Raw genomic sequence first — 16,464 nt, 5'->3', positions numbered from 1 at the left:
TACCTCCCCTGTCACATGCGCTCTTTGCCAGTGTGCATAATCTACATACTGCAAATCTAACTCTGGCAGTGGATTGGCTTGGTTTTGGCTATACGCCTCATACAACGTAAAGAACTCTTTGTTCAGTACTTCCATCGACCAGCCGTCTGATGCGATGTGGTGCATGTTAAACAACAACACCCCTGAGCTATCACTCGTGTGGATATAACCCACACGCAGCATCACATCCTCTGCCAAGTCAAACGCCTGTTCAATATCTGCTGTCACCCGTGCTCGCACTGCCTCTTCCTGCTCTGCTGTACTCAGCGCGCGAACATCTTCAACCTGAATATCAAACTCAACCTCAGACATCGGGCGAATACGCTGCATCGCTTCGCCATCCACATCTACGTATACCGTTCTTAGCACTTCATGGCGCGTGAGAATACTTTCAAACACCTGTTTTATCAGGCCTAAATCAAGTACTCCAGAGATTTTAAATACTTTGGGGATGTTATATTCCGCTGAACTCCCTTTTAGCTTATCCGTCAACCACAGCCGCTTTTGAGAGAAGCTGAGCGGGTGATTAACATCATCTTTAGCACGAATGTGGGCCTGAATAGGCGCACATTCGTGGCTGGTTTGAATGTCTCGTAAAAATGCAAGCAACTCTTCCTTATTTTCTTTCAATGTCGCTTTCAATTGCGCTGTTAATGTGCCTTTCGGTGCTTTTATATTTAGCTGGCCATCTTTTTCAGTTAATTCTATACCTTGCGCTTTTAGCGTATTAAACAGCTTAACGATGGTCATAATGAAAGCTCCTCGTACTCTTCTTCTTGTGTTGTGCTCGTGCTTGGTGTGTCTGTTTGATCTGCAAGTGTCTGCAATAATTCCGACATATCTGATAGCGTCTGCGTATTAAAAAACGCTTTCATAGGGACTTCTACGTTAAACTGGTTACGGAGCTTTGAAATAAGCTGAGTGGCCATCAGAGAATGCCCCCCCAGTTCGAAGAAGTTGCTGTTCATACCAATATCTTCGGCTTTAAGGCCAAGCACTTGTGACCATATTGAAACCAGTTGACGCTCCATATCATTACGCGGAGCGACATATGTCTGATTTGACCCAAACTCTACTTCTATCAATTCCAATCGACGGCGATCGACTTTGCCATTGATCGTCTGTGGTATCTGTTCAACAGCGACAAATGCCGTCGGCTGCATGTAAACCGGCAAGCTTTTCTGTAATTGCTTTCTAACCTCTCCTTGAACCTCGAAAGAAGTTTTTTGCTCTTTTTTGTCTATCACATAGTAAGCAATCAAATGTTTGTTACCAAGGTGCTCTCTTACCAGCACCGTGCTATCTTTTATATCAGGGTGACGATTTATTTGAGCTTCAATCTCTCCTAGCTCGATACGATATCCACGGATTTTCACTTGCGTATCTATACGGCCAAGGTAGTCCAAAGTGCCGTCGTCACGCCAACATACAAGATCCCCTGTTTTGTACATCAAAGAATAATCATCAGCATCTTTAGGAACAAACGGGTTTTCAACGAACTTTTCTTGGCTCAACTGTGTGCGATTAAGGTAACCATTGCTTACCCCGCCACCCCAAACGTGTAACTCGCCGGCCACACCTACAGGCACAAGCTCGCCTCTGTGATCTAATACTGCGACCCCTAAATCACTCAGAGGTTTACCTATACGACTGCTAAACTGATTTTGGTAAATATCTTCCTTCGTAATCTTTTGATAGGTGATCACTACAGTTGTTTCTGTAATACCATATAGATTAACCAGTTGTGGGCTAACATCTGAGTGTCGTTCAACCCAAGGTAGTAGCGAAGCGACATCTAACGCTTCTCCACCAAACATCAAATAACGAAGTGACAAGGCCGCCTGCTTATCTTGATCAACCTTTATCAACTCTTTCAGGGCACTAGGCGTTTGGTTTAACACGGTAACTTTCTGATCTTGTAGTAATTGATAGAAATCTTCTGTCGACTTGGTCGTTTGTGATGGAACAATCACTAACTTACCACCGTGGAATAGTGCCCCCCAAGTTTCCCATATTGAGTAGTCAAACGCACATGAATGGAACAAGGTCCAAACATCCTCACACCCAAAATCAAACTCATCTCTCACACTTTCAAACAAACGACACACATTTTGATGCGTAACCATGACCCCTTTTGGCTTACCTGTACTACCTGAGGTATAAATAACATATGCCGTATCATCAGGTTTAATATCTTGGAGACATCGCTCATGTTCTGTCGTATTCGTTACAACAGTGTTAGTGATTTCATCCCATTGCTCGTCTATTGCGATTAACTGAGTTTGAACATTTTCAAGACCCGCAAACTTATGCGTTAACGCCGATTGAGTTAATACCAACGATGCATGGCTGTCTTGTAGCATGTACGCGAGCCTCTCATCTGAGTTAGCAGAGTCAATTGCCAAACACGCGCCACCTGATTGTAATACAGCCAACACAGCAACAACCATGTCGATAGAGCGTTCTGCACAAATACCAACTACACTACCTGATTGCACGCCCAACTGGCGCAGGTATCTCGCCAATACATCACTTCTTTCATACAGCTGCTGGTAACTCAGGTGTTCACTTTGGTATACCAAAGCGACACGCTCACACTGACGCTCTACCTGCTCAATAAAGCATTCATGAATACTTCTTTGTTGTGTAAAGTATTTGTTTTTATTGCCATAACCTAACACTGCTTGCTTTTGCTTATCCGATAGCAGACTTAGTGTTTGTATACTTTGTTGTGGGTAGGCCAACAACTGCAACATTATGGCCTCAAACTGAGACATCAGTTGTGTAATGCTACTTTCGCTAAAATAGCTACAGTCCCAAGTTAAAGTCACTGACAGCTGCTCAAATAAGACTCCTTTAACTGTGAGCGGGTAGTTCGGGCTATCTTCTCCAGAGATCCCCTTAATCTGCTCCTGAGCTGTTATAACTTCTTCTACTGGATAGTTTTCATACACAAACAGTGTTTGGAAAAAGTCATCATTCGTTTTTATCCCAAGGGTATTTTGCACAGCGGTCAATGGTGTTGACTCATAACTTAACTTAGCTAACTCGCGTGTTTGCATTTGCTTTAACTGCGCCAGCAAACTGGATGCTGGGTCAAATGTAATACACGTTGGAGTTGTATTAATGCATAGACCAACTAGTTGGTCTATATGCTGAATATGGCCAATGCCGGCTCGTCCAGAACTAACGCTACCAAATGTCACACTGTTTTTACCACTATGAAGATGCAACAACGTACCCCATACGAATTGCAACACGGTACTCATAGTCAATCTATGTGTTTTATTAAGCTGCTCAAGTTGTGCCGTTGTTTCTTTTGAGAAGCTGAAACTCGCGGTGTTGAAAGCCCTGCGTGGTGTCTGGTTTTGCCTGTTTAGATGCTGTAGTGGCAAAGGGGTTTTCTCTTCAAAATGACTCAGATAATCTCGCCAATAAAGACTTTCTTTTTCTTGTTCACGCGATAGTAATGCTTTTACATAGCTGCCGTAACGCGCAGTGACAGGCAGTTGATAATCAGTCCCGTGCAACAACGATTGATAGAGCTCGAACAAATTCGAGAAAACAATATTTTTCGCCCAGCCATCCATCACAATATGATGTAGTTCAAAGAGCAAATAACTTGATTCCGCGCCTTTAAACACACTTAACCGCGTCAAAGGGGAGGCATCAATTTTGATCCCAGACAGCTTATTTTGCTGCTGTGTGTGTTCACATATCTGTTTCAGTTCCTGATCAGATTGCTCAGGTAAATCATATTCCTCAATATGTATATTGACCTGTTTTAGAATAACCTGAAGCGCAATATTCATGTCAGTCACATCATGATTTAACACTAACATACGCAATGCATCATAATGATGAACAATGTGTGCCCATGCGCGTTGCAACACATCCACATCAACACGGCCATGAATACCAATCACTGATTGTGTGAGGTAAACCCCCATATTGCCTTCTTCATGAGCGAGCTGTGTTTCGAATAAAATACCGGACTGTAAAGGGGTCAACGGATAAATATCCTGAATATTATCTAATGCAACATGCTGTTTGCTCTGTAAATTGTGTGTGATGTCGTCCACTTGCGCCGACGACGCCGATAACAGTGCAAAGTCACTTGGCGTAAAACCTAAGCGAGGTGTATCTTGGCAATGCTCGACTAAGGCCTCAAGTACAGCAACAAAATTATCCTGCCATTGAGCAATTTTGTGCGTTTGCCACTGTGATGGATATTGGAAGGTAAATGTCAGTTGTTCAAATGATACTGAACCGTTAACTGTTACAGCAGATTTCGCACTACGCTGCTTAGAAACTGTGTCACCAAAAGCATTTTTGCTAAGCGAAACATGTTGATTTCCTTTACTACTATCGCCTGCGCTAGTGTCCCCCAAAAAGTTAAACACGACTTGGCCATGGGAAATGTTTTTAAGCGTTTCATGTTCATTCACATAGCGAAAAATACCATAACCAACCCCCTTGTTTGGCACACTGTGCAGTGCCGTTTTAACATCCTTAATACACTGGCCTAACTTGTCAGGCTGCGAAAGCGCAAAATGAACGGGATAGATGCTGGTAAACCAACCTAAAGTTTTTGTAATATCAATGTCTGAATTTAGTATTTCACGACCATGACCTTCCAAGTCTACGACCAAATTAGAGTTGCCCGTTGCATGGTAATAGCTTGTAACTAACGCCGTTAACAACAAGTCATTGATATTCGTGCCGTAAGCTTGATGGCAGTGTTTGAGCAACTTCTCGGTACACTGTTTTGATAATTGCACTTGTGCCGATTTCATCTCACAGAGTTGGTAAGTTTTGGCTGGCAAAGCATTATCAGTAAAAAAGTCAGCCGTACTCAGCGCATTTTCGCTTTGTGCCAACCAATATTGCAGGTCTGCTTGGCCTTTTTCTGTGTCAATATATCCAGCCAGCGATTCAACCCAATCTCGATAAGAACTTCCCTTGCCCTCTAGAGTCAGCTCATCGCCCGTAGCACTGTGCGTAAGTAAGCGATTAAAGTCTTCAAATAAAATACGCCAAGATACACCATCCACCGCTAGATGGTGAATGATAATAGCCAGTTGATCACGTCCGTTACCGTTTGCATCAAACCAAACCCATCTCATGATGGGACCGTTTTGAAGGTCTAAACTGGCTTGCCACTGATTACACACAGTTTCCACATGAGCTGGTACTTGCTCAAGTGCAAGTGCTGAAATGTCACTACGATGAATACCCACAAGCTGCTCAGGCAAAATGTCATCATCTAGGCCGAGGTAATATTGCTGCCATTGCTGCCCTTCTTTTACAAACCTTAATCGCAACGCATCATGTTGTTTAACCAAGGTGGTAGCCAAGCGGTGTAACAGGGTTTCGTCAAGCTGAATGTTTACATCTAACAACACCGCTTGGTTATAATGGTGTATGTCCGTATCGCCAAATTCGAAGAATCGTTTTTGGATAGGACTCAATGCAACATCCCCCTCAAGGATCCCTTCTTCTTTGCTGATATGCTTCGCTTGATTAACATCGCAATTTTCCACAAGCTCTTGAATGCTTTGATAGTCAAACATGTCATTGGCATCAAAATGCATCTCGTACTTTGACGCCGCATAGACAATCTGGATGATCTTGATTGAATCTCCGCCGAGTTCGAAAAAGTTATCATTGATACCCACTTTATCGTCTTCAAGATTAAGGACATCAGCCCAAATTGCAGCCAGTTGTTTTTCCGTTTCATTACGCGGCGCAACATAGCTCACACTTGATTCAACAGTAACATCCAGATTTACCAATGCTCGACGATCTACTTTACCACTTGGTGTTAAAGGCATAGACTCAAGGCTTACAAACGTCGCTGGCAACATATAATCAGGCAAACTTTGCTGTAACCATGTACGCAATACATCATTTCCTAACTCTACCACGCGCTCTTTTGTGGTCTCTTTTGCCACGTAATATGCGACTAATTTCTTTTGGTTGTCCTGCTCAGCCACAATTACCGCACTTTCTTTAACACTCGCGTATTGATTTAGCTGCGCTTCGATCTCCCCAACTTCTATTCTAAAACCACGGATTTTAACCTGTGTATCTGCACGCCCTAAGTACTCAATATTGCCATCGTCTAACCAGCGCACTAAGTCTCCGGTTTTATACATACGTGCATAGCGCGCGTCACCCTGCGCAAACGGATTTGGAAGAAACGCACTTGCTGTTAAGTCAGGACGATTCCAGTAGCCTCGAGCAACCCCATCACCTGCGATATACAGTTCACCGGGCACACCGGTAGGCACTAGATTTTTATTGGCATCAAGAACATACAGCCGTGTATTTGATAGTGGCTTACCTAGAGTAATGGTCGATATTTTGTCGCTTAGCAACGCATCCGTTGAGAGCTTTGAAATTGTTGTTTCTGTGGGTCCATAATTGTTATACACCTTACATTGAGGCTGAACATAGTTGACCACTTCAACCATTTCTTTACTCAATGGTTCACCCGCAAAAATAAGCACTTTGGCAGGCGCCACTATTTCCGTTTCTGACATTTTGAACATTTCAAAATGCGATGGCGTGATCTTCATACAATCTATTTGATGATTATCAAGATAATGTTTCAGCCGCATTGGATTGTTAACGTAGTCATTGGAGAACAACACCAGAGTTTTGCTAAAGATAAGCGGAACAAATAGCGAGATGTTGCCAAGATCAGCAGAGAATGTAGACACAGCACCAAAGGTGTCACAAGTATCTAAACCAAGTTTGGCATACACACTGTAGCAATAATCAACCACCATCCGATGCTCAATCATTACGCCCTTTGGACGACCCGTCGAACCAGAGGTGTAAATCACATAAGCTAGGTTGTTTGCTTTTACATCCTCAATGAGCCTCACTTGGTCACGCATAAGCTGTTGCGCAGAGTCATGAATATCAGGCCACTGTTTATCTAAGGTGATGATGCTTGTTGCATCATTTGCCAGACTTGTTAGCTTATCTTGCAAATTAGCCTGCGTGAGAATAATGTCAACTTGGCTGTCTTCGAGCATGTAGTTTAATCGCTCATTGGGCAGGTCGGGGTCTAGCGGTAAATACGCCGCGCCCGCTTTCAATATTGCCAATATAGCGACCATCATATCGCATGATCTATGCACACATAGCCCGACTAAGGTATCAGGCTTAACACCTAATGATTGCAGGTATAAAGCCAATGCATAACTTTTTTCGTTGAGCTGTTGATGTGTTAATACTTCACCGTCAAATACCACGGCTTGTTTGTTAGCATGGTGTTCAACATGTGCTTCAAACAACTGGTGAATACACGCTTCTTTGGGGTACTCAGCTTGTGTTTGGTTATACTCAATGAGCAACTGCTGCGTTTGCGTATCACTGATGTATGCTAACGTACTTATCGCAGCATCTGGCGCTGCTAGTAGCGCTCGACACATGGCCTCAAAGTGCTCAGCTAAGCGTGCCATTGTCTGTGGTTTAAATAAAGATGTCTTATAGGCAAGATGTCCATGTATCTGTGTATCTTGCTCTGTAAAAGACAGTGTAAAGTCCAGCTTACTGGTATCGATATCAATTGGGTAACTGTGAATATTCGCTGCCAGCTGCTCTTTTCGCTCATTATGTAGACCGATCATTATCTGGAATATCGGGTTGATCGAAGCACTACGCTGCGGTTGTACTACATCGACAATTTTTTCAAACGGCGTGTCTTGATGCTTGTAAGCCTCTAAACATGTTGTTTTAACTTGCCTGAGCAGTGTATTAAACGAGGTTTGAGCATTGACTTGGTTACGAATTGCCAGCGTGTTAATAAACAAGCCAATCAAGCCATTGATATCAGCAGAGTGTCTATTTGCGATAGGGCTACCAACGCAAATATCTTCTTGTCCTGTATAGCGGTATAACAAAGCGTTAAACGCAGCAACCAAAACCATGTAGAGCGTACAACCATTGCTCTCAGCCATTGTTTTTAAAGCTTTGCTAAGCTGTTCATTCAAAACAAACCGATGCGAATCACCGACAACCGTACGCACACCTTGCCTTGGGTAGTCGGTGGTTAAAGTCAGTGACTCACAAACGCCTTCTAGTTTTTTACTCCAATAAGCGAGCTGCTTATCGAGCACGCCTTCTTCTATCAGCCACTTTCTTTGCCATACACTATAATCCACATACTGAATGTCTAGCTTGGGTAAAGCTGGACTTTGACCCAGTTGAAAGCACTGCATTAGATGCCCCAGTTCCTTGATCATAACGCCCATTGACCAACCATCACTGATGATATGGTGTTTAGTCACCATCAATACATGCGCATCATCGTCGAGCTTGAACAACTTCGCTCTGATCAAAGGGCCCGTGCTTAAATCAAAAGGGGTTGTCGCTTCACTCTGACAAAGTAATTGAACTTGCTGATGACGTGCTTGTTCCTGTTCAATATGGCTCAGGTCAACTTGCTCTAACTTAAAGTTGCTATGTTGCAAAATTACTTGTTGGCCTTTGCCCTCAACACTTTCAAAGACAGTTCTAAGGTTTTCATGACGATCAATCAGCGCGTTAAAGGCTTGCTCTAAGTGGGTAACATTGAGCTCACCACTGATAGATACCGCCACAGGAAGACTATAACTTGTGCCACCAGGTTCGAGTTGATCCATGAACCACAGTCGCTCTTGTGCAAAGCTTAAAGGGAATCTATTTAAAAGCTGGCCATCTTCGCCAACTCTGGCAACAGGAACAATTGGCGGCGTATCACTTTTTTGTGACCTCTGACTTAAAAATTCGATTATTTCTTCTTTTCTAGCAATAACTTGCTCTCGAACCTCATCTGTCCAAGCACCTTTTGCCGCTTTATATTTCAGCTGTCCATCATCTTGCCAAAGTTTAATGCCTCTAGCACTTACCTCATTAATAAACTTTGCAATAGTCATTATATTTCCTTTTAAAACTCTTTTTGTTTACAGAGATATTCTGTTTCTAATTATTATTGTCTGTCTTAAGCGTTGCTTGCTGTTGATGGGTCCTATCAGGACATCGCAACCAGAATCTTTCTTGGGCCAGAATATGCTGCACGTCCATGCGACATCAGCATGTTATCAATGAGCAAAACATCCCCCTCTTGCCACGGGAAATAAATTGTTTGCGCCTTAAACGCCTCTCTTACACTTGCTAAAATAGCATCGTCAATAGGGCTACCATCACCGAAACAGGCGTGCGTGGGACATTGATCTAGCTTGCCGCTATACATATGCATCAGAGCTTCATAAAACTTTGCTGGATGATTGGATGGATGAAACTGATCAGCTTGATTGAACCAAACCTTCTCTTTTGTAATTGGGTGCTCTGCAATACCTGCACCAATTTGCGTGGTTCTAAGACTACCGTTCTTATTCCACTGAAAGTCAACGTTTGATCTTTTACAGATCTCCGATACTTCATCACGGTCATTCGATTCAAAAGTATCTTGCCATGAAGGCCCTAGCCCTCTTCCACCGTGAAGATTGCGTATATACATCACTTTGCGCGTTTCAAACAAATCGATAGTCGCGGGGTCAAGTAACTCTAGGACTTTTCGACCATCTGCAATTAAGGTATTACCATCGGCATTAGGCGCGGTAATACAACAAAAAAACAGTTGCGATGGCCATTGCTCGGCATATGACAACTCGTTATGTAGAGAAATGAATTGATCCGCTGCGTATTCTGTCGAGGTGTAGATCCCTTTAGACATTTTCGTTCTAGGTGAATTTCCACCCACATAATCCAACAAAGAGGCTTCTTTGAAATGCTCTAAAAACTTGTCAAACCTAAGTACTGTATTGACGTCGAAATTTCTAAATAAAATCGCACCATGGGTTAACAGTTTCTCTTTCAATAGCTTTGCATTGTCAGCCTTCCAGTCGAGTAATTCGCTAAATGCGTCCTGTTCTTGATTGTTATTATTTTGCTGCCTTTCAACTAAAAATGGTGAATTGGCTTGTTTACAATAAACATCTGTTGCTACTGACATATTTTACTCCTTGCAACCACCTTATAGTGGTATGTTAAAACTCTTGCTATGCGTTTAATTGTGGGTAGTCGCTATTAAATAGCTCAGTGTCATCTGAGATATAAGCTTGCTGGTTTGTTACAAAGTTTGACAATGACTGGTCTTGTCCATCTATTCGCCGAATTTCAGTGGGAGCGGCAGGCACACTCATTTCAGCAACCTTCTTCCATGTTCCTGTTTCATAAAAATGAACATGCCCTGGGATATAACGACGGTATACTCGTGTCTGGAAACAAGAATCTCCCACGACGCAGTATTTATTATCTAAAGCAATCCCTCTGGGCATAAAGCTGCCAACGTTAAATACCTCTCCCTTATCACTGACGACACGCCCACCAAATGAATCACACACAAGATAGCTGTTGTCATCATTTGAAAATACGATGTTATGGGCCATACCCGCGTCAATAAAGAAGCGTTTTTGAACTTGAAATAATTTATCTACAACGACAATTTCACTTTGCTTCAAACCGCTGTTATGTAGCAGCAACCAAATAGTGCCGTCTGGATGAGCGCACAATGAGTTTAGATGTGGGCCACTAAACGCCTCTTGTTGTGTCATTTCACCTAGTGGGCTGAAAGATTCTTCAATACGAGAAACTGCTGCATCAGTACGTAAAATTTTGCCATTTTGGCAATCTACAATGTATAAGTGGTCGCCAATAAAGTCGATTTGGTGACACGCCGCGTGTAACTCTGAGACACACACACTACAACGTAAAATTTTTGTTTTCTCTGCGTTTAGTTCCAGTTTTAAGATACGTCCTTTGTTTTGTTTGCGATGGTTTACCCCGGCATTTTGAAAACAATACAAATGACCATCAGGCCCCACTGTAACGCCGTAGAAACTACCTCTTAGCACCTTTTTATAACCGTGTGCATTCAGTACATAAAACCCTTCTCTAGAGGCCATGATGTAAGGGTAGCCTTCGATATCCCCTTTAAGATAAGAAACCTTGCGATACGTATGCTCGTATAAGTCCAACGCCTTGGCACGATGCAAGCGGCTGTAAAAGTTCACGGCAAAACCGATGAAGTTCCCTAGGCGAATCAATTCATTCTTTAACGCTCTGATATTCTTTTTGGGTTGCGGTAAATCACTTAATTCTCTGAGTAATCCTAATCGGTTACCTTCTGGGTCTGACTGTTCGCACATGTCACGGTGCAAAACATGCCGCCCTTGGACAGCTACTAAGTTTTTAGTTGGTACGCTTTGCTCTTCTGCAACACTGTGCCACTCACTGTCTTTGACTAAGCCTATACGTATTCCCGATTCAGACACTGCACTTTGTGTCATTGATGATTTATCGTGAATAATCCACATAGGCTCGCAATCACGACTAATAAACATGCGGTTAGGAAATTGCTTTTCATCGAACTTTACACCTAATCGCTTTGTATAATAAGCAACGGTTTCATCCACTTTGTCCGAAAATAATTCGATATTACCAATTGAAAAGTCTGTCATTATTATTATTCCTTTGTAGGTTCCTATCTTCATTGAGCGGATAGGAACTGACTTTTTATAATTGTTATAATGTGCCTTCTTCGAATTCACATTCCTCAAGGTTTTCCTCAGAATCCTGCAACATCCCCTGAGCGGCCATAAGTTCTTGCGCGATATCACTCACCGTTGGGGAATCAAAAAGCACATGTAATGGCAAATCGAGATCGAGGTTCTGAGCTACTTTAGAGACTAGCAATACAGCAAGTAGCGAGTGCCCACCTAATTCAAAGAAGCTGTCATTTACACCAATTTTATCTGCGCTGATCTCTAATATTTCGGCCCAAATATCGACCAATTGCTGTTCCATTTCATTACGAGGCGCGACATACGTTTGTGTTGATTCCAACGTGACATCCATACGCTCTAAAGCCAGGCGGTTAACCTTGCCGTTAAGCGTCAGTGGAATCGTTTCTAAACACACATATGTTGCTGGCAGCATATACTCAGGCAAGGTTTGCAGTATGTGTGCTTTGAAACCATCATGACTTGGCTCATTCTCAGCAGATTCTTGCAGCGTGTAGAAGGCGATCAGTTGCTTATTCGCCCCATCACCTTGTACTACCACTGCACTGTCTTTCACGTCTGGGTAGCGGTTCAGGCACGTTTCTATCTCACCCGGTTCAATTCGGAATCCACGTACCTTAACTTGACGGTCCACACGCCCTAAGAACTCAATGTTGCCATCTTCCAACCAGCGTACTTTGTCGCCCGTTCTGTACATTCGCTCGCCGTCAACAAATGGGTTAGCTACAAACTTTTCTTGGCTAAGTTCTGGTTGATTCAAATAGCCTCGTGCAACGCCATGACCTGCAATGTACAATTCACCGGGTACGCCGACAGGCTGTATCATCTGGTTTTCATCGAGCACATAGAGCTGAGTATTATTTAATGGCTTACCCAAAGGTATTGTACAAAGCTGACGGCCAACTAAAGCATCCGAGGAAAGCTTAGAAATGGTGGTCTCTGTCGGACCATAGTTGTTATACACCTCAACCGCTGGATTAAGATCATTAACCAGCTCAACCATCGGCTTAGTCAATGGCTCACCTGCAAAAATCAATACCTTAGATACATTAATAATTTCCGTATCGGACACTTTAAACATTTCAAAGTGTGACGGTGTGATCTTCATACAATCAATCGGGTGAGCTGCAATATACTTGTGTAGTTCAATTGGGTTTTTAATGAAATCGTTACAGAACAAATGTAACGTCTTGCTAAATAAAATCGGCACAAACAAGGCAATATTGCCAAGATCCGAAGAGAATGTAGAAACTGACGCAAAAGTATTACAACGCGCCAGCGCCATTTTTTGCACAACCCCATAACAATAGTCAGTCACCATCCGGTGCTCAATCATGACCCCTTTTGGTTTACCTGTAGAGCCGGAAGTATAAATAACATAGGCAAGGTTATTTGGCCTGACCTCTTCTTTTAGTACCGGTTGTTCACGTTCAACCTGAGCGCGCTGCTCAGCAGGTAATCGACCCTTGTCGTCCAATACAATAATGCGTGTATCATGTGATACCAAAGCTTGAAGTTTGTCGACAAAACTCGCCTGCGTAATAACTAGCTTCGTTTGTGAGTCTTGTAACATATATGACAGCCGATCTTCAGGGTAATCAGGATCCAGCGGCACATACGCTCCGCCAGCTTGGAAAATCCCCAACATCCCAATCATCATACCCAATGATCGCCCAACACATAGTCCAACCAAGTTATCTGGTTTCACGCCTTGTAATTGCAGATACAAGGCGAGCTCTAGAGCGTATTGATGCAATTGCTGCGACGTAAGCTGTTTATTTTCGGCAATTCCGCCAACAAGTTGCGCTTCTACTAACGCTAGGTGCTCAGGGTGTGTCGCCGCCTGTTGAGCAAATACCTGATGAATACAAAGCGTTTGTGGGTAATCAACAACCGTCTGGTTATTATCATGGATCAACAGCTGCTTTTCTGCATTACTCACATATTCAAGTTTACTAATTGGCGCGTTAGGTGCGTTTATAATTGCACGGCACAAGCTCACAAAGTGCTCAGCCATTCTTTCGATAGTCTCTGGTTTATACAAAGCTGTTTTGTACTCAATCACACCTTTAAGTCCAGTAGGAGACTCTTCGAATGTCACCACCTGATCAAACTTACTAAAGTTATAGTCCAGTGGATAAGTACGAATGTTATGAGCAAGCGTTTGGGTTGATGCATTTTGTAAGATAAATACAATTTGGAATAGCGCACTGACACTGGTGTTACGCTCAGGCTGAACAAGGTCAACCACTTGTTCAAAAGGACTGTCCTGATTTTCATAAGCTTCTAGACACGTTGTTTTCACTTGGTCTAACAAGGCGTAAAAAGATGCTTCTGCGTCAACCTGATTTCTAAGTGCAATATGATTGACAAACATACCGATAAGGCTTTGTGTCTCAGCATATTGACGGTTAGCAATTGGACTGCCCAAACAAATATCTTCTTGTCCAGTATAGCGATACAAGAGGGTGTTAAATGCTGCCAATAATGTCATGTACAACGTACAGCCTTGCTGATCAGCCAATGACTTAAGTTGTGAAGACAATTCGCTTCCAAGCTCAAAACTATATCTTGTGCCCGCTGACACTTGTACATTTGGCCTCGGGTAGTCTGTGGCCAAGTCTAGACACTCTGGCACACCGGCAAGCTTGTTTTGCCAATAATCGAGTTGTTGCTCCAGTAGCCCGTCTTCTTGCAATCGCTTTCTTTGCCATACACTGTAATCCACATATTGTATCGGCAATAGCTCTAAGCTAGGCTCCTTGCCTTGCTGTAAGCTATCCATAATCGTGCCAAGCTCTTTGATCATAAGCTCTATTGACCAGCCATCTGTGATGATATGGTGCATCACTAACACAAGAACATGTTGCTCATCAGAGAGCTTCAACAACATGCCTCTGAACAACGGGCCTTTCGCCAAATCAAACGGCTTTTCGGCTTCTATTTGACATAGCTCTTTGGCTTGCTGATGGCGTAGTTCATCACTATCTACCTGACTTAAATCAGTAGTGTGCAGTGCAAACTCTAATGCATCCAATACAATTTGTTGGGCGACACCATTGTTATCTGGGAAGATAGACCGCAAGATCTCATGACGCGCTATGATAAGGTTAAATGCGCGTTGCAAATCTGCTGCGTTCAATTCTCCATCGATCACTACCGCGTTAGGTACGTTATAAACAGCACTATCGGGAGCAAATTGATCAACAAACCATAGTCGTTCTTGAGAAAAACTCAGCGGAAATGCAGTGACCGGACTGCCATTTTCAAGTATGCGACTCGTTGTATTAATCGCTTGAACTGAAGTGCGTTGATCTTCTGCCTCTTCACCTTTAACTGCCACTAAGCAATCGAGCTTATTGGCAATACTTTGTATGGTTGGCTCCCTAAACAACTGCTCAAAGTTCAGTTTTAGGTTAAAGGCGCTCTTAATCTTGGCCATCATACGCATAACGAGTAAAGAGTTACCCCCTAACTCGAAAAAACTGGTCGTCGCACAGATTTTATCTTCGTCAATTCCTAACAATTCAGACCAAATACTGGCCATGGCTTTTTCTGTGTGAGTTTCAGGCAGCGTATATAAATCAGCATAGTGCCCACTTTGTGGTTCTGGCAGCGCCATTTGGTCAACTTTACCGTTCGGTGTCAAAGGCCAACTTTCCAGTAGTACGTAAATATCTGGCACCATATAATCTGGTAGATACAGAGTTAAGGTTTGCTTGATGCTATTGATAAGCTTTGCTTGCTCAACTTGGGCACTCGTTACTGAACGTTGCACGTATGCAACCAGTTGCTTGGTTCCTGCAATCTCTTTGGCTAGCACCAACGCAGATTCTACGTCGTCACATAAACCCAACTGCGCTTCAATCTCACCAATTTCAATCCTAAACCCGCGGATCTTAACTTGGTTGTCTATTCGTCCTAGGTACTCTAACTCACCATTATCCAACCAGCGTACTAAGTCTCCCGTTTTATACATCCGTCTACCATGCTGTGACTGCGCATCATAAAATGGGTTATCTAAAAACTTCTCAGCACTTAACGCTTCACGTCGATAATACCCTCTGGCCAGCCCTTCTCCCGATAAGTACAACTCTCCCATCACCCCTTTCGGCGCTAAGTTTTCGTACTCATCAAAAATGTAAGCCTGTGTATTGGCTATCGGTTTTCCTATGCTTGCCTGACCATTCGCCACTCTGCGGGTAAACGTCGAGTATGTGGTGTCTTCTGATGGACCATATAAATCATAGACATCTTCTACCGCCGTCATGCTGTAAATCTTATCAACCAAGCGGTTTGATAATGGCTCACCCGCTAAGTTTATCGTTTTCACCGACGCTGGTATCGCATTCAACCGCAGTAATTCTTCCATCGCTGAAGGCACTGTGTTGATAAGTCGTATATCATGTTGGCTTTTCAGCTCTGGCAACGACAAGATATTCCCAACCAGAATTACTTTACCGCCATTGCCCAGAGTTTGAAAAATCTCATAAATCGATAAATCAAAACACATCGACGTCGCCGCCAATACGCCCTCTAAGGAATCTTGTGAATACACCGATTTCGCCCAACTTATCAACGCCACTGCGCTGTTATGCTCTATAGCAACCCCTTTGGCCTGACCTGTCGACCCTGACGTGTAAATCACATAAGCTAGGTGTTGAGGTGTCACTGCTACATTGAGGTTATCCTCGGTGCCATCATACTCTGACCACGATTCATCTAACGCTATTAACTCTGTTTCACCGCTTAGGAGCGAAGTTAACTGAGTGCGTAATTTACTCTGTGTTAAAACTAGCTTCGCTTGGCTGTCTTGCAGCATGTGTTGTAAACGCGCCTGTGGGTA

5 protein-coding genes are annotated in these 16,464 nt (G+C 43.2%); all 5 read right to left on the bottom strand.

Annotated elements, in window-relative coordinates; all coding sequences use genetic code 11:
• A partial coding sequence (locus BET10_RS04150; protein WP_240503639.1) for a condensation domain-containing protein occupies nucleotides 1-789 on the bottom strand: 789 nt, incomplete at its 3' end.
• Nucleotides 786-8,969, bottom strand: coding sequence for a non-ribosomal peptide synthetase (locus BET10_RS04145; RefSeq protein WP_070983633.1), 8,184 nt, complete (start codon nucleotides 8,967-8,969; stop codon nucleotides 786-788). The genes BET10_RS04150 and BET10_RS04145, both read right to left, overlap by 4 nt.
• Nucleotides 8,970-9,064: 95 nt before the next feature.
• Nucleotides 9,065-10,048: a TauD/TfdA family dioxygenase gene (locus BET10_RS04140; protein WP_070983632.1), complete on the bottom strand. Its 984-nt coding sequence runs from the start codon at nucleotides 10,046-10,048 to the stop codon at nucleotides 9,065-9,067.
• A 46-nt stretch (nucleotides 10,049-10,094) separates the two neighbouring features.
• A complete protein-coding gene (locus tag BET10_RS04135) occupies nucleotides 10,095-11,555 on the bottom strand; it encodes an NHL repeat-containing protein (protein WP_070983631.1) in 1,461 nt (486 codons plus the stop codon).
• Nucleotides 11,556-11,619: 64 nt separating this feature from the next.
• The coding region (locus BET10_RS22105) for a non-ribosomal peptide synthetase (RefSeq protein WP_139158522.1) at nucleotides 11,620-16,464 on the bottom strand (4,845 nt) is incomplete at its 5' end.

It is taken from the genome of Pseudoalteromonas amylolytica (assembly GCF_001854605.1).
In the GTDB taxonomy this organism is placed as follows: Bacteria; Pseudomonadota; Gammaproteobacteria; order Enterobacterales; family Alteromonadaceae; genus Pseudoalteromonas; species Pseudoalteromonas amylolytica.
This window is presented reverse-complemented; position numbering and strand designations above follow the sequence as displayed.

Coding starts and splice junctions, on each gene's coding strand:
- BET10_RS04140 (WP_070983632.1), bottom strand. CDS start 10,048: ATGTCAGTAGCAACAGATGTTTATTGTAAACAAGCCAATTCACCATTT.
- BET10_RS04145 (WP_070983633.1), bottom strand. CDS start 8,969: ATGACTATTGCAAAGTTTATTAATGAGGTAAGTGCTAGAGGCATTAAA.
- BET10_RS04135 (WP_070983631.1), bottom strand. CDS start 11,555: ATGACAGACTTTTCAATTGGTAATATCGAATTATTTTCGGACAAAGTG.